Raw genomic sequence first — 23,775 nt, 5'->3', positions numbered from 1 at the left:
TGTCTATTTCACTCGCCAGCCTTGGCCGCCCGAAAGATTTCTGTCCCTCGAAAAAAGGGAACACGGCGTGTTCCCTTCGACGGATTGCTGCTTATACTTTCACTTGAGCCATAACTTCTTCGACGAAATTGTCCTGCTTCTTCTCCAGGCCTTCGCCCAGTTCGAAGCGGACGAAACGGCGGATCGAAATTTGCTCGCCGATCGTCGCGATCTTTTCGTTGAGCAGCGTTTGGATCGTCTTGTCCGGATCCTTGATGAACGCTTGCTCCAGCAGAACGTTCTCTTCGAAGAATTTGTTCAGGCGGCCTTCGACCATCTTGTCGACGATCTTCTCCGGCTTGCCTTCGTTGAGCGCCTGGTTGCGCAGGATTTCGCGTTCCTTATCCAGTACGTCCTGCGGCACTTCCTCGCGGCGGACATACTTCGGATTCGCCGCTGCGATATGCATCGCCAGGTCGCGGACGAATTCCTTGAATTGATCGGTCATGGCGACGAAGTCGGTTTCGCAGTTGACTTCGACGAGCACGCCGATGCGGCCTGCGCCGTGGATGTAAGATTCCACGCGGCCTTCGGTGGCGATGCGGTCGCCTTTCTTTGCGGCTGCGGCAAGACCTTTTTCACGGAGAATTTCCGCCGCTTTGGTCAGATCGCCGCCCGCTTCTTCCAACGCTTTTTTGCAATCCAACATACCGGCTCCGGTTCTTTCGCGGAGCGTCTTTACGTCTGCAGCACTGACTGCCATGGAACAACCTCCTGATCCTTAACGTCTCGGCGCCGCGCGCCGGGCGTATACGAATGGTCTAATAAGCAAAAACGGCTGCGCCGCCTTTGTAGCCGGGCGCATGCGTTTGGGCGCCAACTTCCGGAGGAGGACGGATGCATCCTCAACCTTGTCGAGCCGCCAAAAAAAGGGCGGCAAGAAGTTCGTCTTCTGACCGCCCTGTGGTTGCTACGCTTAAGCCGTCGTTTCTTCGCCTTGATGCGCTTCGACGATAGCGTCGGCCATTTTGGACGTCAACAGCTTCACAGCGCGGATCGCGTCGTCGTTCCCCGGAATGATGTAGTCGATCTCGTCCGGATCGCAGTTCGTGTCGACGATGCCGACGATCGGAATGCCGAGCTTGCGCGCCTCGGCAACGGCAATGCGTTCTTTGCGCGGATCGATGATGAACAGCGCGTCAGGCAGCTTGCGCATGTTCTTGATGCCGCCGAGGAATTTCTCGAGACGCTCTTTCTCCTTGCGAAGGAGGATGACTTCCTTCTTGGGAAGACGCTCGAACGTGCCGTCCTCTTCCCATTTGTCCAATTGATGCAGGCGTTCGATCCGCTTTTGGATCGTGGAGAAGTTCGTCAGCGTGCCGCCCAGCCAGCGTTGGTTGATATAGAACTGGCCGCTGCGCTCCGCTTCTTCCTTAACGGAATCCTGCGCTTGCTTCTTCGTGCCGACAAACAGCACCGTGCCGCCTTGCTCCGCGAGCTGGCGAATGAAGTTGTAAGCTTCGTCGACTTTCTTGACCGTCTTTTGCAGGTCGATAATGTAAATTCCGTTCCGCTCGGTAAAGATGTACTTGGCCATTTTCGGGTTCCAGCGGCGCGTTTGGTGACCGAAGTGAACCCCTGCTTCAAGCAGCTGTTTCATGGAAATGACTGCCATCTTTCCTGCACCTCCGTAAAATGGTTTTGTTAGGTGAATCTCCTCCGCCGGTTCGCATCTTTTGCCAGAACTTCCCGTGCAGGACAGCCGGAAGCACCGCTGGCAAAATTGAACGGCGTGCGTTTTTTCACACTGTGTGATAATATACCATATCATGGCGAAAGACGCAATAGCTGCACGCACGCTCCGAAGCCCGGCGCGGCGGAAAAACGGCTGATGGCGTCTTTTTTGAAGGTTCGTGCATTCGTCAATATTTGGCGCGGGTGATTTCCGCGATAATCCGGTCGAAAGTCGGCTTGCCTTCGAACACGCTCGGACCGACCCGCAGCTTGCCGCTGTAAGGCTTCGCCTTTCGGATGAACGCTTCTTCGTCCTCGATCAGCCCGAGCTCCTTCAGTCCGGTGGCGACTTCCGCCAGCGTGGCGTTCGCCCGAATATAGAAGGCGTACTTCTCCGCGGCCGGCTTCTGCGAAGAGGCGGACGCCTTGGCCGGCGAAGCGGAATCCGCGGGAGCCGGCGCGCCCGTTCCGCCGCCCTTCTGCGCGGCGCCGCCGCCTCCGCTCGCCGCCGCCTTCCGGACGGCTTCCGCGACCGCCCGGTCCAGCTCCTGCTGCGTATAGGTTTTCTCTTCCGCCGGAACAAGGGCGAAGCCTTGGGCCGCCGCTTCCTTTTTCAGCGCTTCGCCCGTCAACGGCGCGCCGGGCAACCGCGATGCATCCGCGGCCAGCATAAGCTGCAGCATCGCGGCGCCCAGCATAAGCCCGAGTCCCAGACCGATGATGAAGCCCCGGCGCTTACGCAAGTCTCTCCGCCTCCCGTTTGGCCAGTTGCAAAATCAATTGCACTTCCCCTTTGTTCATGTTCATCGCCTTGGCGATTTGCTCGATCGAGCGGCCCTTCTTGTCCAAGCTGAGCAATTCGGCGTAGCGTTCCCGAATCGTAGCCGGCGCCGCGTCGGCCTCTTCCGCCAGCTCTTCCCGTTGCTCCGGCGGCGCGGACGGCGCCGAAAGAGCGGACGGAACTTGCGGGTTCGGCCCGGCAGCTTCCGTACGGATCCCCGCTGCCGCTTCGGAACGGGCCGCCGCGGCAGGCCTTTCCAAAAGCTCCGCCATCTGCCGCTCCATCTCGCGTATGCGGCGGTTAAGCCGCTCGACGGTCAGGTCCTGCTCGCGCTTGAATTTCTCTACGGCTTCGACGAGCTCGCGGTTTTCGGCCTCAAGATCGGTTAGCAGCCGGTCGTAGGCTTCTTCGGTTTGAAAGCCAGGGGAATCTTCCTTGCGGTCGGCTTTGGGAATCAGCCATCCGAAACCGGCTATGGCCGCGCCCGTCAGCACGATGCTTACCCAAGGCTCCATCATGAAACGCCACCTTTCTGTTCCGCCTACAACGTAAAATCGATATGTTTGCCTTTGTACGGATGCAACGGCGCTTCCCGTTGCTCTTCCGGCCGGTCCGGCTGTTTCGGCTTCGGCCGGGGTCGGGGCCGCTGGCCCGGTTGCCGGGGTTCCCGCTCCGAGACGGTTCGCTGCGAAGAGGCTTCCGTTTTGACGTTGCTGCGCGCTTGCTTCTGCCTCAGCTTTTCCGCCTCCCGGCCGAGCATTTCCTGCTCCATCGCCGGACGCTGCTGCTGGATTTGCTGGATGGGGGAAATTTCCGCGGATCGCGGCATCGACGTTTGCAGATCGATGGGTTTGAAGCTCACGGTGAACACCCGCCTTTTACAGAAATTCGGTCCCTGGCGACCGTTTCCGCCACAGAAGCAAAACCGCTGCGCCGCCCTGTCCGGGGCGCCTCTCCGTTAACGGAGCCCATCCGGAAGCCGCCGGCAGCCGCCTTATGCGTTCCGCATGGAAAGCGAATCCCGCCAAGCGGGCCAGCCGCCCGGTTCGGTCATACGTACGGCACGGGGACGATTTCCCCGTCGATAAAACGGAACGACACCCGCTGGACCGTATCCTTGATAAAACGAGTATACCGGCCGATGACGATTTTGGTGCCTCCGTATATGGAATGAACGACGTCCACCCTTGCGCTCTCCGCATTTTCCAGCGTTTTTTCGATTTCCAGCACGGCTTCCTTCGCGCTCTGCAAATCCTGCTCCGTCTGGCGGCTGGTCGCGGCCAGCTTGATCCGCATGGCCAGGCGTTCCTGCGTCAAATTGCCGGCCGCGGCCATCTGGTTCAGCATCGCAAGCGCCTTCTCCGTCTTGTCCAGGCTTTCCGTCAGCTGGCGGATCGTCGCGCGCAGCTCGTTCAACTGCTGCCTGAGCTCCGGCTGAACGCCGACTTCGATCGCCGTCGCCGTCGACATCGCATTGCCGATCATCCGCGCGGTCACCTTTTCTCCCGCCTGCGTCAAGCCGCCGACGATGAGCCCTTTGGAACCGAGGCAGATGACGTTTTTGCCCGCCCGGACGTTCGAATGCATGATGCTTTGCGTCACGAGCACGTCCTCGCCCGCCGTGACGTTGCCCTCTTGAATGAACGAGCAGCGCACGTTGCGGCCGGCTTTCACGTAACCCTTATGGCTGCCGATAATGCCCCCGTTCACCTCGATCGAGCCTTCGGATTCCACTTCCGCGCCTTCGATTCCGCCCGTGACCCGAATGTCTCCGGCCGCGCGAATCCGAAAGCCCGTCAGCACGTTCCCCCGGATGACGACCGTTCCGACGAAGTCGATGTTCCCGACGGTGTAGTCCACGTCCCCGTTTACCTCGTACACGGGAAACACGTTCAGCTTATCCTTTTCGGTACGCGTGACCAGCCCGTCGATCGCGGCGTAAATGCCCGTTTTTTCCGGGTTGACGACCACGTTTTTCCCCAGCTTGAGGACGGCCTCCTTGCCTTCCTTCGCGGGAATTTCCTCGCCGGTGACCGCTATTCCGGGCGTGCCGGGTCCGGGCGGATACCGCTCGGCGATCAGTTGGCCGGCCTTCACGTTCGCCAGACGGGTGACCTCCCGGTAGTCCACGCTGCCGTCTTCCCGCTCCAACGGCTTACGCGTCTGGCTGTCTTCATCAATGAGAACTTTTATGTACCCGTCGGTTCCTTTTTGCGGAGGCAGACCGATCGCAACAATGTTAGGGCCGTGGAGAAAATTTTGAGGCTTGGCGGCAATCTGCGCAAGCACGTCGCTCTGGATTCCGTACGTAACCCCTTCCGCGGCCAAAACAAGTTCCAGATCCGGTACCGTCAGCTTGATTTCGCCGTCGACCCGTTTGAATGTCAAAAATGCCTGCATTTTGTCTTCGGACACGGTCACCTGCAGCATTTCCGCCAAATCGGAATCTTGGATCATCGTTAGCGCCTCCTTAAACCGTGGTTATTTTTGAAGCAGCTGATCCTTTTGTTTTCCGAGCGCGGCCCGCAAGCGAAGTATGGCCTTTGAATGAAGCTGGGATATGCGGGACGGCGACAAGGACATGACTTCGGCGATTTCGCTTAAGGACAAGTCCTCGTAATAAAACAAAGAGACGACGGTCCGTTCTTTGGGCGTCAACCGTTCGATGCCGGCCATAAGCGCTTCTTTCAAATACGTCTCATGCACCGTCGATTCGGGATTGAGCGCCTTCTCGTCCACGAGAAGGGACATCCGGGTTTCCGATTCTTCTTCGCGGATCGGATCTTCGAGCGAACAGACCGCGGCGACAGCCACTTCCTGCAGCATTTGCTGAAATTCCTTGTGCGTGATGTTCAAATAAGCGCATATTTCCTCGTCGGTAGCGGACCGAAGGTGGCGCTGCTCGAGCACGGCATAGGCGTCTTCCACTTTTTTCGCTTTGTCGCGGACGGAGCGGGGAACCCAGTCGCCTTGCCTCAGACCGTCGATGATGGCGCCCCTGATGCGCCAGGACGCATAGGTTTCGAACTGAAGCCCCCGCTCGTAATCGAACTTTTCGATCGCATCGATCAGCCCCATGACGCCGCTTGAGGCCAAATCTTCCTTGGTGACATTTTTGGGCAGTCCGACAGCCATGCGGCTGGATACGTAATCAACCAACGGCAAATAATGCTCGATCAGCTGCTTTCTCGCATCGGAGTCCCCGTTCTCCTTCCACCGCCGCCACAACTCGCGCAGGGACAACCGGGTATGTTGATGATCGATCATCGATTTTCACCGTCCTTATTCGTCCGTCATTCGGCGTACCGCCTGGACGACTTCCTCGGGTTTGGGATTGTCGACGGATACGAGCCTTTGCGGCTTCAGCGGCTTGAATTCGCTGGCGCCGCCCGAATCCGCGCCGGCCGGCTTGCCGCTTTCCGCCCACTGCTCTTTGAGCATATCGGCCAAAACGCCGTCGTCCTCGGGCGTAGACAGATCCACGACCGCCCCTCTTTCGTCGGACGGCCCGGCGTCCGCCGGCGCCATCCGGCCCGCGGGCCGAAGCAGTTGGGAAAGCGCCACGTGGACGACCGACCCGATCAATCCGAATGCGAGAAACGCGTACAGGGTGCGCAGCGCCGTCGTCGCAAGCGGATTGTTCGACAAAGAGATGAAAAAGGTTAGCGCGGCGCCGAACCCGGCAAAACCGACTACCCACCGCCATGTACGTCGCATTTCAAATCTCCTTTACCCCATGCTGCACGCTTCGGATGCTTACAATGCCGCTTCGGCAGTCCAATTCGATCGTTCTTCCGTAATTTCCCCCCGTATCTTCCGCAATGACCGGAATGGAGCGCAGAGCCAGCGCATGCTTGGTGGACTCCACGTTGCGGGGGCCGATGCGCATGCTGTCGCTTCCTCCCGCGAACGCGAACATCTGGGCGCCCCCGGCGAGCTTGGCCACCAGCCTGCGCGGGTCGGCCCCGATCCGCGCAAGCCGGTCGATCAGCTCCGGAACGGCCGTATCCGCGTATTTCGCCAGATTCAGCTTTCCTTCGCGGGCGATCTCGGACGAAGGAAGCATGATATGCGCCATGCCCGCGATCTGGCGTTCCGCGTCGTGCAGCGTCAAGCCGACGCAGGAGCCGAGTCCGGTCGTTCTGAGCAGCGTCCCGCCGATGCCGACGTTCATGTCCGCCATGCCGATTTTGATCAGGTTCGCTTCCGTCATCAGATCGGCACTCCCAGCGCCCGGAACAGCTTCTCGAACGAATCGGGGTCGGGAATCAGGAAGAAGTGGCCCTCGGATTCTTGCGAGCCGTGAAGAAACGTCGTATCGATGAGAAGCGCGTCATCGCCCATCGTTCCGAATTGCAGCAGCCCGTAACTTAAAATCGCCCCCGCCATGTCAACGGCGATCGAAGGCACGGTCGGCGACATGTACAGTCCCGTCAAGTCGGCGAGCGCGGACAGGTAGGAGCCGGCCAGAATGTTCCCGATCTCGCACAGCGCCGACAGCTCGAGCTCGCTGTAATCGCCGTCGGCCGCAGCGTCGATGCCCAGCAGGCCTTGCAGCAGATGCCTGGTCTGCTCCCGGCTGATCAAAAAGAACATATTGCCCGGCGCATCCCCCTCCATCCGGAGAAAAATGGCCACGATCACCGCCTCGGAACCGCCGACCTGTTCGGCAATGCGCTCGAACGGAAGCAGGTTCACTTTGGGAACGGCCATGTCGACGGGCTTGTCGAGCAGGCGAGAAAGAGCCGTCGCGGCATTGCCGGCCCCGATGTTGCCTACCTCCCGCAACACGTCCATTTTGAAATCGGCGTCCTGACTGAACATGTTCACCGGCTTACTCCCCGAATTCTTCCAGTTGGATGATTTCCGAGCGGTTGAGCACTTCGGACAGATTAAGCAGGATCAGCAGACGGTTGTCGCCGATTTTGGCCACGCCGCTCAAATATTTCGCCTTGACGCCGCCGACGACTTCCGGAGGCACTTCGATCGAGTCGCTCATGATGTCGATCACGTCGTTGGCCGAGTCGACGATAAATCCGACTTCCAGGTCCCCTACGGCGACGATAATGATCCGCGAGTTGTCCGTCGGTTCCGTCTCCGGCAGACCGAACCGGCCTCTTAAATCGATGACCGGAACGACGACCCCGCGAAGATTGATGACCCCTTTGACGAACGGAGGCGTCTTCGGCACGCGCGTAATCGGAGCCATGCGCTCGATCGTGCGGACCTTGTCCACCTCGATGCCGTATTCTTCATGCGCCAAAGTGAAGACGATGACTTTCAGTTCCTCTGCCACAGGTGCTTCCTCCTCGTAAAAACCGAAATTTTATTTGATAAGCGAATTCGGATCGATGATGAGCGCAACCTGGCCGTCGCCCAAAATCGTGGCTCCCGAGACGAATTGGAGATTGGTCAAATATTTGCCCATCGTTTTCAGGACGATTTCGTTTTGCGCGATAAAATCGTCCACCAGCACGGCGGCCAATTTTTCGCCTTTGCGGATGACCAGCATCTCCGTTTCTTCTTCCTGGTCGTCCCTGTAGTCGGGAGATTCCAGCAGCTCGGCGAGAGAAAGCACCGGAATGATCGAACTGCGGTACTCGATGACGCGGCTGCCGTGCACTTCCCGGATTTGGTCCCGCCGGACCGTGGCCGTTTCCACGATGGAAGACAGCGGGAATGCGTATTTTTCCGAGCCCAGCTTGATCAGCATCGCCGAAATGATGGAGAGCGTCAGCGGAAGCTGGATGGAAAATTTCGAGCCTTTGCCGAAGGCGGAGGTAACGGTCACCTGGCCTCCCAGCGATTCGATCTTCGATTTGACGACATCCAGCCCGACGCCGCGGCCGGAAATGTCGGAAATTTTGTCCGCGGTGCTAAAGCCGGGTGCGAACAGCAGCATGTTTACCTCGTCGTCGGTAAGCTTCTTCGCCTCTTCCGGCGTCACGACCCCCCGTTTCAGCGCGGTGTCCAGCACCTTCTGCCGGTTGATGCCCCTGCCGTCGTCCTCGATCTCGATGAACACGTGGTTGCCGCTGTGATAAGCGCGCAGATGAACGGTGCCGGTCTCCGGCTTGCCCGCCGCGGTCCGGTCCGCGACCGGTTCGATCCCGTGGTCGATCGAGTTGCGGATCAAGTGGACGAGCGGGTCGCCGATCTCGTCGATGACCGTCCGGTCCAGCTCCGTTTCCGCGCCCGTGATCACGAGGTCGACTTTCTTGTCCAGCGACTTGGCGAGATCCCGCACCATCCGGGGGAATCGGTTAAAGACGCTCTCGACCGGAACCATGCGAAGCTTGAGCACGATGTTCTGCAAATCGCTGCTTACGCGGGCCATATGCTCGACCGTTTCCGTCAGGTCGTTGCGGCGGACTTCGGACGCCAATTGCTCCAGGCGGGCGCGGTCGATCAGCAGCTCGCTGAACAGGTTCATCAGCTTGTCCAAACGGTCGATGTCGACGCGGATCGTCCGCCCCGCCGCGGCTCCGCCCGCCGGCTTGGCCTGCGCGGCCGGGGCTTTTTTGCCCGTGTCCGCAGCCGGAGCGGAAGCGTTCGGAGCGGAAGCGGCCGGAGCCGAGGCGGCGGGAGCGGCGGCCGACGTCTCGCGCATGGCTTTGACGGCTTGAAGCGCCGCCTGGCTTTCCTGCTCCTTGGACTGGTCGAGCTCGGCCAGCGACGAGCGGTCCACCTGCATGATCGTGACGTCCTCGATCTCGGAAACGTTCAGGATGGCGGCCTTCAGCTGCTCTTCGTCGATTTGCGAAACATAGTAGACCGAGAAGCTGCGGTCGAATTTGTCCTGTTCGATGTCCTGGACGGAAGGATGGGACTTGATGATGTCCCCGTTCCGCTCCAGCAGCTCGAAGACCATGTACGCCCGAACCGCTTTGAGGACGCAATCCTCGCGGATGAACACCTCGATATGGAAAACTTTCAGCCCGCTCTCGATCGATTGCTGCAAAACCGAAAGCTGATACTGATCGAGCAGAAGCTGCGTCGCGACAAGCGGGCCGTCGGCAACGCCGCCGGGCGCGGAAGCCGCCGAAGCCGGCTTGCCCGCATCCCCTCTGACGATCGCCTTCAGCTGTTCGACCAGCTCGGAGACGTCCGCCTTGCCGTCGCCCCCGCCCACGACATCCTGAACCATCCCTTCCAGCGCATCCAGACATTTGAACAGGGCGTCGAAGATCGTTTCGTTCATCTTCAATTGGTTGTTGCGGACCAGATCGAGAACGTTCTCCATTTCGTGGGTCAGCGACGCCAGATCCTCGAAGCCCATCGTCGCGGACATCCCCTTCAGCGTGTGGGCGGAACGGAAAATGACCTGCACGATGCTGATGTCTTCGGGCTCCTGTTCCAGCCGGAGCATATTTTCGTTCAGGGCCTGCAAGTGATCGTTCGCTTCATCGAGAAAAATGGATAAATACTGATTCATTTCCACTGTCCGGGCACCTCCTGGTCGGCTGAATCAGCCGCTCAAGTTTCATCAATTACGTTCGCGCACCTCTTGCACGAGAACCGGGGCGATTTGCTGCAGGCGAAGCACATGCGTCGCCGCGCCGAGCTCCACCGCCGACCGGGGCATTCCGTATACGACGCAGGTCTGTTCCGCTTCCGCGATCGTCATTACCGCTCCGTCGTCCCGGAGCGCCTTCATTCCCTTCGCCCCGTCGCTGCCCATCCCCGTCATCAGGACGGCATGCCGCCTAAGTTCCTTCATTCCGAGCACCGATTCGAACAGCCAGTCGACCGACGGCTTGTGACCGCTGTAAGGCGGCTCGTCGGACAGCGCGATCCGGTACCGGCCGGCGCTTTCTCTCTTTAGCGCCATGTGCCTGCCTCCCGGCGCGATGTAGGCCGTGCCGGCAACGACCGGTTCGCCGTCCTGCGCTTCGCGGACCGAAAGGGCCGAGTACGTGTCGAGCCGCTGCGCGAGCGAGCGGGTGAACTTCGGCGGCATATGCTGCACGATCAGAATCGGCGCAGGGAACGATTCCGGCAGCGCCGACAGCACCTCGTGCAGCGCTCTCGGGCCGCCGGTGGACGTTCCGATGACGACGATATCCGTAAAATCGGTCCGTCCGGGCCGCGCCGGCCGCGCTTCCCGGCCGGCGCCTTCCTGCGCGGCCTGCGGTTTGGCCGCGGCAGCGGGCTTGGCCGTCGCCGGGGCGGCGCCATCCTTGTCCGGCAGCCCGAGCGCCCCGCGTGCGTCCGGGAGCCCGTCGGCGGGAGCCGGCGGCCGCGCGCGTCTTGCCGGCGGCAGCTTGGCGAGCGGACCGGGCGGCGGCAGGCCGCGGGATCTCGCCGGCGCTTGCGCTCCGGCTTCTGCCGGCTGGGCGTCCGCCGAAGGCGGGGCTGGCTTCGTCAGCTCCGGCGAAGGCGCCGCCGGCTGTTGCGGTTCCGGCTGAAGAGGCTTCGGCGCAGGCGACGGCAATCGCGATGGCGCAGAAGCGGATGCCGATGCGGCCGGCGCCCGCGGCGCCTTGCCGGCCTCGTCCGCCGGACTCGGCGTTCGGCCGAAGGCCGGTCCCCGCTCCTCCTCCTCGCCGTCGCCGATGGCGTAAAGAAGATGGAAGTTGCCGCTTTTGACCATCTCGACGGCGATGTGAAGCTTCTCCAGAAGCTGCTCGCCGACTTTGCGGATATCGAGCTTGACCGCGCCGTCCGGCTTGCGGATGAAATCGAGCGCGCCGTACTGCAGCGCCTTGATCGTGTCGCGGGTTCCGTTGTCCGTCACCGCCGAGATCATGATCACGGGCGTCGGCCTAAGGGCCATGATTTTCCGCAATGCCTGCAGCCCGTTCATGTGCGGCATTTCCAGATCCATCGTAATGACATCAGGCTCAAGCTGCAGCGTCCGCTCAACCGCTTCCACGCCGTCGGACGCGGTGCCGATGACCTCGAACGCCGGATCCGCGGCGATAAAGTCGCTAAAAACTTTGCGCATAAAAGGGGAGTCGTCCACAACCAGCACTCTGAAGTTCGACATGAGGCCCCCCCCTTACAAGTCTCTAAGATGCAAGCTGGTTGTCAGCCCCATAAACGGCGAATCTTTTGCAAAAAACGGGTCGTCGTGCTTGCTTTCCGTTCCTGCGATTCTCCGGACAAATAGCGGGAGGCGATGCTGTCGATGCCCCGGTAAGCCGGGCTGTCCGGAAAAGCGAGGGAAAGCGCCGTTTGGCGTTTGACGGCTTTGGGCACGCACGCGTCGTCGGGCACGCAGCCAAGCAGCGGAACGTCGATGCCGAGAAAACGGCTCGCGACTTGCCGGATGTTCTCCGCGGTCTGTCGTCCCTCGCGCTCGTTGGCCACCCGATTGACGATGAGCCGGAACTGCACGTCGTATCCCATCGACCTCACCATCTTCATCAAGGCGTAGGCGTCGGTAATCGAGGTCGGCTCCGGCGTCGTGACGACGATGGTTTCGTCCGCTGCCGTAATAAAACGAACGATTTCCTTCGACAGCCCGGCTCCCGTATCGAACAGAAGAAAATCGACATGGCCGTGAAGCTTTCCGATCTCGTTCACGAAGTATTCCAGCTCCTGCTCCGACAGCCGGATCAAATCCTGAAACCCGGAGCCTCCGGCAATAAACTGCAAGCCGCCCGGACCGGTCTGGATAATCTCCCAGATCGTTTTTTCGCGCTTCAAGAGATGGATCAGACTGTAGGTGGCCGGCGTCCCCAGCAAAACATCGATGTTCGCCATGCCGATGTCCGCATCGAACAGCAGCACCCGGTACCCTTTGCTTTGGAGCGCCATCGCGAAGTTCAGGCTGAAATTCGACTTCCCGACCCCTCCTTTGCCGCTGGTGACCGTAAGAATCCGCGTCGCATGCGTCGGCGGCATGTCCCTGGAGTAAACCATATGCCTGAGCGCCTGCGCCTGGTCAGCCATGAGCGGGTTCCCCCAGCAAGCGGGCAATCATGTCTTCGGGATCGAAAGCGCGAATATCGTCCGGTACGGTCTGCCCGCATGTGACGTACGAAATTTCAAAATCGAACCCTCGCACCAGATTGAGCACGGAACCGAAGGAATCCGTCTCGTCCATTTTCGTCAGCAACAGCCGGCGGACGCCGTATTTGGCGAATTGGGCAGCTACCTCCTTCATGTCGGAATACTTGTGCGTCAGGCTCAGCACCAGCACGTTTTCGGCTTGCTGCCCGGGAGCGAGCAGGCTGTTCACTTCGGATACGAACAGCTCGTTGCGGTAATTGCGGCCGGCCGTATCCATCAGCAGCAGGTCCCGGTCTTCCAGCTTCTTGTAAGCGCGGCTGAGCTCCGAAGGCGAGAACACCACTTCCAGCGGAACGTTCAAAATGTCGGCGTACGTCCTGAGCTGGTCGACCGCCGCGATGCGGTACGTATCCGCCGTAATGAAGCCGACCTGCCGCCGGTGGACGAACGCTTGATCCGCCGCCAGCTTCGCGATCGTCGTCGTCTTGCCGACGCCGGTCGGCCCGACGAAATTGACGATCCGGGTTGCGGGCGAAATGCCGCGTCCTACGGACGGCAGCATCCATTCCCGCAGCAATTCCCGCGCCAAGTCGTACGCTGCCGCGCCGTCCGGCGAGGCGGCTCCTTCCAGCCGCCGGTTCACCGTTTGGGCGAACTGCTCGACGTATTCGGGCTCGACGCCCTGCCTCGCCAGCCGCTGGGACAGCAGCAGCACCTCGTCGTTCAAACTGCGGGCGCTGTATTGGCGGTTGATCCGGATCATCATTTCCTTCATCGACCGCAGCTCCCGCAGCAGGGCCGTGGTCTCATCCTCCTCTTCGTCGGACAAAGCGGCGGCTCTTCCATTGCGCAGAGGCGAAACGGACTCGGCCTTCGCCGCGGCCGCCGCAGGCTCGAGAGCGGCTTCTCCCCCCTGCCGGGACAACGCCGATTGCACCGCATCGGCGAAGGAAATCGCCGTCGCTTCGCGCTTCCGCCCTTCCGGTCCCGCCGCAGGAACGCTTTCGTCCCTTGCGGGCTGGACGGCCGTGCCCCGGATATAGCGCTCTCGAACCGCCTTCGGCGGCAGCACCGGCTTGGCCGGCTCGTCCGCCGCTGCCGCTTCGGCGAGAACGGCGGAGGCGGACGGAGCAGCGGACGGCTGCGGCGCCGCCGCTGCGGTCCGGGCCGCCGAAGGCGCTGCCGCCGCGGGTTGAAGCGAAGCGGCTTTTCTTACGGTCTCGTCGACCGCGGCGATCACCTCGACGCGTTTCTTACGAAACATGCCAAGAAATCCGCCGACGCGGATTTCCTTCGTGTTGAGGATGACAGCATCGTTGCCGAGTTCGCTTCGGATTTTTTGCACCGCTTCAGGCAGATCGCCCGCCAGGTAACGTTTTACTTTCATGCGCTCACCACCCCGATGCTTTGCACTTCAATGTTCGGCTCCAGCTCGCTGTACGAGAGAACGGGAACGTCCTGAAGGGTGCGCTCGATCATCTGGCGCAGATACATCCGAACGTTCGGCGAAGTCAGGACGATCGGCTGCTGGCCGGTCTGGACGGCCTTGTTCACCTGTTCGGCCAATCGGTGATAGATCGCCTGGGACGAAGCGGGATCCATCGCCAAATAACTGCCCTGATCGGATTGTTGGACCGATTCGGCGATTTTCTTCTCGACGGCCGGACTGATCGTAATGACTTTAAGCGGCTCGTTCGGGCTCGCATACTGCTGGGTAATTTGCCGGGAAAGCGCCTGGCGCACGTACTCGGTCAGCACGTCCGGGTCCTTGGTGAACTTGCCGTAATCGGCGAGCGTCTCGAAGATGGTGACCAAATCGCGAATCGAAATTTTTTCTTTCAACAGCTTGGCCAGTACCTTTTGCACGTCGCCGATCGACAGCGTCGACGGGATAAGCTCCTCGATAAGCGTGGCGTGGTTTTCCTTGACACTGTCGATGAGCGTCTTCGTTTCCTGGCGCCCAAGCAGCTCGTGCGCGTGTTTTTTGATGACTTCGGTCAAATGGGTCGCGACGACGGACGGCGGATCGACGACCGTATAACCGGACATCTCCGCGCGCTCTTTCATCGATTCGTCAATCCAAAGCGCCGGCAGCCCGAAAGCGGGTTCCTTCGTCTCGATTCCCGTAATCGTTTCGTCCTCGAACCCCGGACTCATCGCCAAATAATGGTTGAGCAGCAATTCGCCGCGAGCGACCAAATTGCCTTTGATTTTGATGACGTATTCGTTCGGCTTAAGCTGAATATTGTCGCGAATCCGAATAACCGGGACGATCAGCCCCATGTCCAAGGCGCACTGCCGCCTGATCATGATGATCCGGTCGAGCAGATCTCCTCCCTGCTGCGTATCCGCCAGCGGAATGAGGCCGTATCCGAATTCGAACTCGATCGGATCCACCTGAAGCAGGCTGACGACGCTTTCGGGACTGCGGACTTCCTCGATTTCCTTTTCCTCCACAAGCTGCTCTTCCGCCTTTTGCTTCTGGTTCATATTGCGCTGCAGCCTGTAGGCCGCAAAGGCCAGGAGAGCGGCGAGCGGAACCGTCGCGATCGGCCCGATCGGCGTAGCGATGCCGAGCAAAGCGACCGTGCCCGCGACAATGTAGAGCAGACGGGGGTAGCGAAGCAATTGCACCGACAGGTCGGAGGCCATATTGCCGTCCGATGCCGCGCGCGTGACGATAATGCCCGTCGCGGTGCTGATGAGCAGCGCCGGCACCTGGCTGACCAGCCCGTCGCCGATGCTGAGAATCGAATAGGTATCGAGGGCTTCTTCGAAGCTCATCCCGTGGATGGCCATGCCGATAATGAACCCGCCGATCAGGTTGATCGCCACAATGATGATGCTGGCAATCGCGTCGCCTTTGACGAACTTGCTCGCGCCGTCCATGGAACCGTAGAAATCCGCTTCCTTCTCGATCTTTTCGCGCCGCTCTTTGGCTTGCTGCTCATTGATCAGGCCGGCGTTCAGATCGGCGTCGATGCTCATCTGCTTGCCGGGCATCGCGTCGAGCGTAAACCTCGCGCCGACTTCGGATACCCGTTCGGCGCCTTTCGTAATGACGATAAACTGCACGACGATCAGAATGAGGAAGACGATGAAGCCGATGGCCAGCTCCCCGCCCGCCACAAAGCTGCCGAACGTCTCGACGACCTTGCCTGCTTCGCCTTCGGACAAGATCAGGCGCGTCGTGGAAATGTTCAGCGCCAGGCGATATACGGTGGTCACCAGCAGCAGGGTCGGAAAAATGGAGAACTGCAGCGGGTCGGTCGTATTCATGGACAGCAGCAAAATCATGAGCGCCAACGAAATGTTGATAATGAGCAGCACGTCTAGCAGCTGATGAGGAATAGGGACGACCATCATCAGGACGATGCCTATAATGCCGACAAGAATGGTAATGTCCCGGGTTTTCATGATGCTCCCTCCCTCCTACGAAATGCTTCAATCCTGGCGACAAGCTTCGCCGGCGGCGTCACGCTTTGCGGCGGCCCTTGAGACGGTATACGTAAGCGAGCACTTCCGCGACGGCCTGGAACAAATCGCTCGGAATCGTGTCTCCGATTTCCGTCCGTTCGTACAGCGCGCGGGCGAGCGGTTTATTTTCCATGGTGACGATGTCGTGCGCCTTGGCGACTTCCCGAATCCGCAGCGCCAGATAGTCCTGCCCTTTGGCGATCACTTTGGGCGCATCCATCTTCTTCCCGTCGTACTGCAGAGCGACGGCATAGTGGGTCGGGTTGGTGATGATCACGTCCGCCTTCGGCACATCCTGCATCATGCGCGTGATCGCCATTCGGCGCTGACGTTCGCGAATTCGCGCTTTGACCCTCGGATCGCCCTCCAAGTTTTTGTACTCGTCTTTGATGTCCTGTTTGCTCATGCGGATGCTTTTTTCGAACTGGTATTTCTGGAAGTAATAGTCTCCGATCGCCAAAAGAAACAGCAGCGCCGCGACGATGATCCCCAGGCGGACGGTCAGATCCGCGGCAAAGGAAAAAATATCCTGCACCGGAACGTGCGACAAGGCCAGAACGCTGTCGCGTTCCGCCCAAATCACCATATAAACGACGATGGCGACCACTATGAGCTTCAGCGTGCTTTTCACCAGCTCGAACAGGGAGCGGGCGCTGAACATCCGCTTGAAGCCCTCAACCGGATTGAGGCCGCTGAGCTTGAATTTCAGCGGCTCCGTCGTGAACAGCCAGCCGAACTGCACGTAGCTGGCCGCAAACACGACCGCAATCGCCCCGATAAAAACGGGGGCCAAAACCAACAGCATCTGATACGCATACCGGGTAAACAATTGGCCGACGTTCAATTCGTTGACATCCATCGTCAGCCGGTGAACGAGCACATCGCCGAACATGCCGACGATGTGCTTCCAGAAAAAAGAGCCCAGCACCATAAAGAGGGCGACCGTCACCAGCAATTCGAGCGAAGAGACGACTTCCTGGCTGTGGGCGACCTGGCCCTTTTTCCTCGCTTCTTCCCGCTTCTTGGGCGTTGCCTTTTCCGTTTTCTCCCCGGCGAACAGCTGCAAATCCATCGACAGATGAAACCTGGACATCGGAAAGGCCCCCTCCTTCGAAGCGTCTGTTACGACTCGCCGGCTTGCAGAATGACGAACAGCTTTTCGAGCGCGTCGTACATATGATCGAACAGCGTTTGAAACACGACGCCGATTCCCGGCATCACCAGAATGAGAACCGCAAGGCCGATCATGATTTTGACCGGAATGCCGATCACAAACACGTGAAACTGCGGCGCCGCTCGGGTCAGCAGGGCGAGGCCGACATCGGTCAGAAACATCGCGACGACCAGCGGAGCCGACACCTGCAGGGCAAGCATGAACGTATCGGCGAACGTACGGCTCAGAAACGCCGTCAGACTGCCGCCGTACACCGTCTGAAAAAAATGGTTGTCGAGCGGCAGCCAACGGTAGCTGTCCATGATCGCGGAAATCAAGTAATGGTGCCCGTTGATGTTGAGAAACACCAAAATCATCAGCATGAATTTCAGGTTGCCGAGCAGCGGGGCCGACATGCCCGTCAAAGGATCGACGATGTTGGCCACGCCCAGCCCCATTTGCATATCCATAAACGAACCGGCGGTCTGCACGACCGTGAAGAACAGATAAGCGACAAACCCGATGAGCAGTCCCGCCAGAACTTCCTTCATGACCGCAAGTATGTAGTTGGCATCGGCCGTAACCCGATCGTCGAAGCCGACGTTCAGAAAAACGATGACCGCGATAAAAAAAGCCAGCCCGATTTTAAACGTCCCCGGAATCGTTCGGGTCGAGAACACCGGGGCGACAACGATAAACGAACTGATGCGGCACAGCACGAGCAGAAATGCCGGAAACAACTGCATAATCTGTTCCATGCGGCGTCATCCGATATAACTCGCGAGGTTGCCGAGCAGCTGCTTCGTAAAATCGACCAGCGTATTTAAAATCCACGGCCCGAACACCAGCACGGCAACGAATACGGCGATAATCTTGGGAATAAAAGCGAGCGTCTGCTCATGAATCTGCGTCGTCGCCTGAAAGATGCTGACGATCAGACCGACGATCAGACCCAATCCGAGCATAGGCGCGCTAACCTTCAAAATGACGTACAGCGCTTGCCCTGCCAAGCCGATGACGAAATTGGAACTCATTGCTCTTCCTCCAATGCCTGCTGCCAAGCGGCGTTACGTCTGAAAGCTGGTTAACAGCGACTGAATGACCAAATACCATCCATCGACGAGAACGAAAAGCAAGATCTTGAACGGCAGCGATATCATAACCGGCGGCAGCATCATCATCCCCATGGCCATCAACGTGCTGGAGACGACCATATCGATGATCAGGAACGGAATGAAAATCATGAATCCCATCTGGAACGCCGTTTTGAGCTCGCTCATCGCGTAAGCCGGGACGAGTACCGTCAGCGGAATGTCCTGATACGTTTTCGGTTTCTCCGTTTTCGTATAGTTCATGAACAGCAGCAGGTCTTTCTCCCGCGTGTGCTTGTACATGAACTCCTTCATCGGGACCGCCGCTTTCTGGAGCGCCTCCGTTTGCGAAATGTTCCCGGCCAAATAGGGCTGCAGCGCCTGCTCGTTCACTTTCGAAAGCGTCGGCGACATGATAAACAAGGTCAGAAACAGCGCAAGGCCGATCAGCACCTGGTTCGGCGGCATTTGCTGGGTGCCGAGAGACGTCCGGACGAACCCGAGCACAATGACGATCCGCGTAAAGCTGGTCATCAGCACCAGGATGGCGGGCGCGAGGCTGAGCACCGTAATCAGCAGCAGCAGAGACAGCGCAGAAACGCTTGCGTTCTCGCCTCCGCCTCCGATCGAAATGTCGACGATCGGCTCCGAAGCGTGAGCGGGAACGCCGGCGAATAACCAAACCGCTTGAAGCCAAAGAAAGCTGAATATCCGTTTTTTGGTCATGTTTGATCCGTCCGATTTCCGGAGCCGCTGTCCTCTAGCAGCTGCTCCACCTTCTGACGCCGCTGCGAAATCTCCCGCAGTCGGTGTTCCAACGTTTCTTCGAAGCTGGGCGCGGGCAGGTCCGCATCGCCGGACGCATCGGAAGCGCCGGCCTGACGGCGTTTCCCCCATTGCCGAAGCCAAGCGGGGAGCGCGGCTTCCGGGGCCGCGTTGTCGGCCTCGTGCCTGGCCAAGAGGTCCGCGACCAGCTCCGGATCCGTTATGGCTTCCAGCAGCGTTACGTTCTCCCCTACGCCAAGCACATAAATCCGGCCGTTCCATTCGACGATCTGAAGCGATTTGTTCGAACCGACGGACAAGCCGCCCAGAGAGCGGAGCGACCGGTTCATCCACCAGCCCCGATTGCGCTTGCCGATAAACCGAAGCACGACGATGATCAGGCCGATGATCAGCGCCAGCACCAAAATAATGCGCAGCAGGTCCCAGGCCGAGGTTCCCGGAATCTCGCCGGCCATCCATGCGTTAGACATGCGGTATGGCTCCCGGATCAGCCTAACGTTTTCTTGATGGCTTCGATGACGCGGTCGGCCTGGAACGGCTTGACGATAAAGTCTTTCGCGCCGGCCTGGATCGCGTCGATAACCATCGCCTGCTGTCCCATGGCGGAGCACATGATGACTTTCGCGTTCGGGTCCAGCTTGCGGATTTCCTTAAGCGCGGCGATTCCGTCCATTTCCGGCATCGTGATGTCCATCGTGATCAAATCGGGCTGCAGTTCCTTGAACTTTTCGATCGCTTGCGCGCCGTCCTGAGCTTCCCCGACGACTTCATATCCGTTTTTCGTCAAAATGTCGCGAATCATCATTCGCATGAATGCAGCGTCATCCACAATCAAAATCCGGTTTGCCATTTATGGTTCCTCCCGTATAGACTCATTGTATTTTATGGACCCGATCCCACTGGCTGACGATGTCCGTTACGCGGACGCCGAAGTTTTCGTCGATGACGACGACTTCGCCTTTGGCGATCAGTTTGTTGTTGACCAAGATATCCACCGGCTCGCCCGCCAGCTTGTCCAGCTCGATGATGGAGCCTTGGGACAACTCCAGAATTTCCTTGATTTCTTTTTTGGTCCTGCCGAGTTCGACCGTCACCTTAAGCGGGATGTCCAGCAGCAGGTTCAGATTCGATTCGTCGCCGTGAACGCCCGGATTTTGGAAATGGGCAAACTGCACGGGCTGAACGTTTACGTTGCGGTTCATCGAAGAACCTCCCGCAGGCGGCGGGTAATACGAAGGAGCCGGCTCCTCGTAAACCGGTCTCTGAGCCGCCGGCGAAGGCGCCGGAGACGGAGCGGGCGGCGGCGTCTGAGGTGCCGATGCCGCAGCGGGCGGCGTCTGTGGCGCTTGCGCAGCGGGCTGCGTTGCAGGCTGCGAGGCGGGTGCCGAGGTCTGCGGCTTCGGAGCCTCCGGCTCCGCCGGGCCCGACGAAGATCCCATGAGCGATTTCACCAGTTCCTTCGAGAAGGACACGGTAAGCAGCTGCATGATCGTCGAGTCGATCAAATCGCCGATTTTGAGCCGGAACGACACCTTGACGAACACTTCGTCGGGCGGCATGTTGCCCAGCCCGGCACCGCTTTTCACATCCATGATGTCGACCGTCGGCGGCGAAATGTTGACGAACCGGTTGAAAATCGTCGACATGGACGTCGCCGACGAGCCCATCATCTGATTCATCGCTTCCTGAACCGCGCTGATATGAATCTCGTTCAGTTCTTCCGACGTTACTTTCCCCTCCCCGCCCAGCATCAGGTCCGCGATCACCTGCGCGTCATGGGCGCGGATCACCAAGGAGTTGATGCCTTCGAATCCGTCCACGTAATGCACGTGAACGGCCACGTGAGGCTTGGGGAATTCGTCTACAAATTGGGAGCGGAGGATCATCGACACCTTGGGAGTCGTAATATCCACCTTTTTGCCAAGCAGCGTGGACAGCGCGGTCGCGGCGCTGCCAAACGTGATATTGCCGATCTCGCCGAGCGCATCCTGTTCCAGTGGCGACAAATAGTCGTTTACATTCAGCTCCTGTTCGGCGGCGAGCGCCGCGGCGCTTTCTTCTTCGCCCGAAGATTGGCGCAGCAGCGCGTCTATCTCTTCCTGCGACAAGTAATCCTTACTCGTCATCGATCTCTTCCACTCCTTCGCTGACGATTTCGTCGATTTGGACCGCCATTCTGTCGCGAACGGTTCCCGGACTTCCAATGAACTTCAGCTTGCCGCCAACCTTGATTTCCAGGCCGGAATCGGTCTTTTTCTGCAGCGTAATCACATCGCCCACCGCCAGATTCAGAAACTCCTGAACGGATATTTGCGAAGTGCCCAGCTCGGCGACGATGGGAAGCTTGGCCTTGTGCACCCGCTGCTCGAGCAGATGAACTTCATCCGGCGACCTGGTCTTTTTCTGCGAGACAAACCAGTGATGGACCGACAGCTTCGACATAATCGGCTCAATGACGACATGAGGGATACACAGGTTGATCATCCCGGTCGTATCGCCGATTTTGGTGCTGAGCGAGATGAGCGCAATCGTCTCGTTGGGCGAAACGATCTGCATGAACTGCGGATTCGTTTCCAGCGCCTCAAGCCGCGGCTCGATGTCCAACACGGTTTTCCAGGCTTCCTGCAGCGTTTCCAGCGCCCGGCTGAAGATTTTCTCCATAATAATGTTCTCGATTTCCGTCAAGGTGCCGATTTTGCTCGGAGCCGAACCCGTCCCGCCCAGGAGACGATCCAGCATCGCGAACGCGACATTGGGGTGAACCTCGAGGACCATGCGCCCTTCCAGCGGTTCCGCTTCGAAGATGTTCAGAATCGTCATTTTCGGAATGGACCGGATGAATTCGTCGTACGGAAGCTGCTCCACCTGAACGACATTGATCTGAACGAACGTCCTCAACTGAGCCGAAAAATAAGTCGTCAGATAACGCGCGAAGTTCTCGTGAATGCGCGTCAGGCTGCGAATGTGGTCTTTGGAGAAGCGAACGGCTCTCTTGAAGTCATAGACCCGAACCCGCTTTTGGGACTCCTCTTTTTTCAGTTCTTCGGCATCCATTTCACCGGAGGACAGCGCCGCAAGCAGCGCGTCGATCTCGTTTTGCGAAAGGACGTCTACCAATCTTCTCACCCCTTTCCGGAGAGTTCAGCGCCGGGCGATCGTCAGATTTGCGTCATGATGAAATTCGTAATCTCCACTTTGGTCAGCTTGCCCTTGGTCAGAACGGGATTGATATCGTTAAGAAGCTTGGCGGTCAGACGGTCCTTGCCTTCCGTACCGCTCAGTTCCTCCGGCTTCAATTGCCATAAAGCCCGGTTGACGATCGCCTTGATCTTCGTCTCTTTCACTTTGTCGAATTCTTCTTTCGAAGATTCCGAATCCAGCTGGAAAGAGAAGCTGAAGGACACCACATAGCTGGTATCCGCAATGTTCGTTTTAATATCGTTCAATTCGGATGTGACCTTGACGATCTCATCGGCGGACATCGGCTCGGCTTGTACGTTCGCTACGCTCTCTTGCGCCTGCGCCTTGGGATCGCTGGAATCCGTTCCTCCGAACAAGGTGTTCCAAGAATACAGCACGACAATGGCGATGAGCGTAATCGCAAGCAATAGCGAAACGAGCCAGGGCAACATTTTTCTCATGACGTAGCTCCCTCCGTTTGCGTGCCTGCCGCATGCCCGGCGACCGCGGCAAACACGCCGATACTGCGCAAATATTGCCGGATGGACCGGATCACATCCGAAGAATTTTCCATCACGATGTATTTCTTTCCTGTCGTAAGCGTAATGAGCGTATCCGGCGTCTGTTCGATCGATTCGATCAGCAAGGCGTTCACGTAAAATTGCGTGCCGTTTAAACGTGTCACTGCGATCATGGGGATCCTCCCGAATCGCCGGGGGAGGAGAACGTCCTCCCCGGCGACGCCTTATTACCGTTTCAGGTTCACGACTTCCTCCAGAATCGAGTCGGAAGTGGTGATGATACGAGAGTTCGCCTGGAAGCCCCGCTGCGCAACGATCATTTCCGTAAACTCGTTGGTCAAGTCGACGTTGGACATCTCAAGCTGGCCGGCGATGATATCTCCTCTTCCTGCATCCCCGGCAAAAGTGGTTATCGTAGCGATATCTTCCGGATCCGCATATGTCGTTAGCTTGTACAGACTGCCGCCGGCTTTCTCCAATCCGCTCGGATTTCTCACCTTGGCGACCCCGATCTGATCGATCGGGGCGGTTACGCCGTCCACATCCGTCCCCATTACGGTACCGTCCTTTTCGATAGAGAACGATACGTAAGTGGCCGGATCAATAAAAATGGGCCCGCCGGCTCCGGCGTTCATGACGAACAAGCCGTCCGAATTTACCAGATAGCCTTCAGCATCGACCGTGAAGTTGCCGGCACGCGTCAGATATGCCGTGGCGTCGGTGCCGTCCGCGCTGACGACAAAAAATCCGTCGCCGTCAATCCGAAGATCGGTGGGAACGTTCGTCGTCTGGGCGCTGCCTGGCGTATGAACGGTATCGATGGCGGCAACCGTGACGCCAAGGCCGATTTGACGCGGATTCACTCCGCCCACTACGCCCGGATCGGGCGTAGTGCCTCCGGCAACGGTTTGGCTCAAAATGTCCTGGAACATGACCCGGCCGGCTTTGAAGCCCGTCGTGTTCACGTTTGCGATATTGTTGCCGATGACATCCAGCTTCGTTTGAAAGCCTCTCATCCCGGAAACTCCGGAGTACATGGAGCGAATCATAACTATTCTACCTCCCGTTTGGTAACTGACCGCTTCCGTCGTTCGGCGGTCAAGGGCCTCCTGTCGA

General features: G+C 58.9%; 27 protein-coding genes. All 27 read right to left on the bottom strand.

The annotated features are described in order from the left end of the window. Positions 1-91: 91 nt before the first annotated feature. Positions 92-742 carry a translation elongation factor Ts gene (gene tsf / locus F560_RS0100800; protein WP_019003790.1) on the bottom strand — a complete coding sequence of 217 codons (651 nt, stop codon included), beginning with the start codon at positions 740-742 and terminating at the stop codon, positions 92-94. A 213-nt stretch (positions 743-955) separates the two neighbouring features. After that, positions 956-1,654, bottom strand: a complete 699-nt coding sequence (gene rpsB / locus F560_RS0100795; protein WP_019003789.1) for a 30S ribosomal protein S2 — start codon at positions 1,652-1,654, stop codon at positions 956-958. Between the two features lie 247 nt (positions 1,655-1,901). Then, positions 1,902-2,456: a hypothetical protein gene (locus F560_RS0100790; RefSeq protein WP_019003788.1), complete on the bottom strand. Its 555-nt coding sequence runs from the start codon at positions 2,454-2,456 to the stop codon at positions 1,902-1,904. Further along, positions 2,449-3,012, bottom strand: coding sequence for a DUF6115 domain-containing protein (locus F560_RS0100785; protein WP_019003787.1), 564 nt, complete (start codon positions 3,010-3,012; stop codon positions 2,449-2,451). The genes F560_RS0100790 and F560_RS0100785 overlap by 8 nt, the downstream gene beginning before the upstream one ends. A gap of 23 nt (positions 3,013-3,035) precedes the next feature. Next, complete coding sequence (locus F560_RS22155; protein WP_019003786.1) at positions 3,036-3,356, bottom strand: hypothetical protein; 321 nt, start codon at positions 3,354-3,356, stop codon at positions 3,036-3,038. A 188-nt stretch (positions 3,357-3,544) separates the two neighbouring features. Further along, entirely contained in the window at positions 3,545-4,951 is a 1,407-nt protein-coding gene (locus F560_RS0100775; protein WP_019003785.1) for a flagellar assembly protein A, read from the bottom strand. A 24-nt stretch (positions 4,952-4,975) separates the two neighbouring features. Continuing rightward, positions 4,976-5,761, bottom strand: a complete 786-nt coding sequence (locus F560_RS0100770) for a FliA/WhiG family RNA polymerase sigma factor (protein ID WP_019003784.1) — start codon at positions 5,759-5,761, stop codon at positions 4,976-4,978. 15 nt (positions 5,762-5,776) lie between these two features. After that, positions 5,777-6,211: a hypothetical protein gene (locus F560_RS24395; RefSeq protein WP_019003783.1), complete on the bottom strand. Its 435-nt coding sequence runs from the start codon at positions 6,209-6,211 to the stop codon at positions 5,777-5,779. Between the two features lies 1 nt (position 6,212). Next, entirely contained in the window at positions 6,213-6,710 is a 498-nt protein-coding gene (locus F560_RS0100760) for a chemotaxis protein CheD (protein ID WP_026298019.1), read from the bottom strand. Continuing rightward, positions 6,707-7,318, bottom strand: coding sequence for a chemotaxis protein CheC (locus tag F560_RS0100755; protein WP_033395620.1), 612 nt, complete (start codon positions 7,316-7,318; stop codon positions 6,707-6,709). Before F560_RS0100755 ends, F560_RS0100760 begins: the two co-directional genes overlap by 4 nt. Positions 7,319-7,328: 10 nt before the next feature. Next, positions 7,329-7,790 carry a chemotaxis protein CheW gene (locus F560_RS0100750; protein ID WP_019003780.1) on the bottom strand — a complete coding sequence of 154 codons (462 nt, stop codon included), beginning with the start codon at positions 7,788-7,790 and terminating at the stop codon, positions 7,329-7,331. 30 nt (positions 7,791-7,820) lie between these two features. Then, positions 7,821-9,935: a chemotaxis protein CheA gene (locus F560_RS0100745; RefSeq protein ID WP_019003779.1), complete on the bottom strand. Its 2,115-nt coding sequence runs from the start codon at positions 9,933-9,935 to the stop codon at positions 7,821-7,823. A 45-nt stretch (positions 9,936-9,980) separates the two neighbouring features. Further along, complete coding sequence (locus F560_RS0100740; RefSeq protein WP_019003778.1) at positions 9,981-11,483, bottom strand: protein-glutamate methylesterase/protein-glutamine glutaminase; 1,503 nt, start codon at positions 11,481-11,483, stop codon at positions 9,981-9,983. 41 nt (positions 11,484-11,524) lie between these two features. After that, positions 11,525-12,391 (bottom strand): MinD/ParA family protein, encoded by an 867-nt coding sequence (locus tag F560_RS0100735; RefSeq protein WP_019003777.1) that lies wholly within the window; start codon positions 12,389-12,391, stop codon positions 11,525-11,527. Beyond that, positions 12,384-13,838: a flagellar biosynthesis GTPase FlhF gene (flhF, locus tag F560_RS0100730; protein ID WP_019003776.1), complete on the bottom strand. Its 1,455-nt coding sequence runs from the start codon at positions 13,836-13,838 to the stop codon at positions 12,384-12,386. Before flhF ends, F560_RS0100735 begins: the two co-directional genes overlap by 8 nt. Further along, the gene (flhA, locus tag F560_RS0100725; protein ID WP_019003775.1) at positions 13,835-15,868 is read right to left on the bottom strand and encodes a flagellar biosynthesis protein FlhA; all 2,034 of its coding nucleotides are present in this window, start codon (positions 15,866-15,868) and stop codon (positions 13,835-13,837) included. Before flhA ends, flhF begins: the two co-directional genes overlap by 4 nt. Positions 15,869-15,926: 58 nt before the next feature. After that, on the bottom strand, positions 15,927-17,021 hold the full coding sequence (gene flhB / locus F560_RS0100720; protein ID WP_019003774.1) for a flagellar biosynthesis protein FlhB: 1,095 nt from the start codon (positions 17,019-17,021) through the stop codon (positions 15,927-15,929). Between the two features lie 29 nt (positions 17,022-17,050). After that, positions 17,051-17,839 carry a flagellar biosynthetic protein FliR gene (gene fliR / locus F560_RS0100715; RefSeq protein WP_019003773.1) on the bottom strand — a complete coding sequence of 263 codons (789 nt, stop codon included), beginning with the start codon at positions 17,837-17,839 and terminating at the stop codon, positions 17,051-17,053. Between the two features lie 6 nt (positions 17,840-17,845). Continuing rightward, on the bottom strand, positions 17,846-18,115 hold the full coding sequence (fliQ, locus tag F560_RS0100710) for a flagellar biosynthesis protein FliQ (protein ID WP_019003772.1): 270 nt from the start codon (positions 18,113-18,115) through the stop codon (positions 17,846-17,848). Positions 18,116-18,148: 33 nt separating this feature from the next. Then, positions 18,149-18,898: a flagellar type III secretion system pore protein FliP gene (gene fliP / locus F560_RS0100705; protein WP_019003771.1), complete on the bottom strand. Its 750-nt coding sequence runs from the start codon at positions 18,896-18,898 to the stop codon at positions 18,149-18,151. Beyond that, positions 18,895-19,428, bottom strand: a complete 534-nt coding sequence (locus F560_RS22145) for a flagellar biosynthetic protein FliO (protein ID WP_019003770.1) — start codon at positions 19,426-19,428, stop codon at positions 18,895-18,897. Before F560_RS22145 ends, fliP begins: the two co-directional genes overlap by 4 nt. A gap of 17 nt (positions 19,429-19,445) precedes the next feature. Then, positions 19,446-19,808 (bottom strand): response regulator, encoded by a 363-nt coding sequence (locus F560_RS0100695; RefSeq protein WP_019003769.1) that lies wholly within the window; start codon positions 19,806-19,808, stop codon positions 19,446-19,448. A 22-nt stretch (positions 19,809-19,830) separates the two neighbouring features. Beyond that, positions 19,831-21,084, bottom strand: coding sequence for a flagellar motor switch phosphatase FliY (gene fliY, locus F560_RS0100690; RefSeq protein ID WP_019003768.1), 1,254 nt, complete (start codon positions 21,082-21,084; stop codon positions 19,831-19,833). Then, positions 21,074-22,075: a flagellar motor switch protein FliM gene (gene fliM / locus F560_RS0100685; protein ID WP_019003767.1), complete on the bottom strand. Its 1,002-nt coding sequence runs from the start codon at positions 22,073-22,075 to the stop codon at positions 21,074-21,076. Before fliM ends, fliY begins: the two co-directional genes overlap by 11 nt. Positions 22,076-22,116: 41 nt before the next feature. Next, entirely contained in the window at positions 22,117-22,599 is a 483-nt protein-coding gene (locus F560_RS0100680; RefSeq protein ID WP_019003766.1) for a flagellar basal body-associated FliL family protein, read from the bottom strand. Beyond that, entirely contained in the window at positions 22,596-22,832 is a 237-nt protein-coding gene (locus F560_RS0100675; protein ID WP_019003765.1) for a flagellar FlbD family protein, read from the bottom strand. The genes F560_RS0100680 and F560_RS0100675 overlap by 4 nt, the downstream gene beginning before the upstream one ends. 54 nt (positions 22,833-22,886) lie before the next feature. Continuing rightward, positions 22,887-23,708 (bottom strand): flagellar basal body rod protein FlgG, encoded by an 822-nt coding sequence (gene flgG / locus F560_RS0100670; protein WP_019003764.1) that lies wholly within the window; start codon positions 23,706-23,708, stop codon positions 22,887-22,889. Between the last annotated feature and the right edge of the window lie 67 nt (positions 23,709-23,775).

Source organism: Cohnella laeviribosi DSM 21336 (genome assembly GCF_000378425.1).
Lineage (GTDB): Bacteria > Bacillota > Bacilli > Paenibacillales > Paenibacillaceae > Cohnella > Cohnella laeviribosi.
This window is presented reverse-complemented; position numbering and strand designations above follow the sequence as displayed.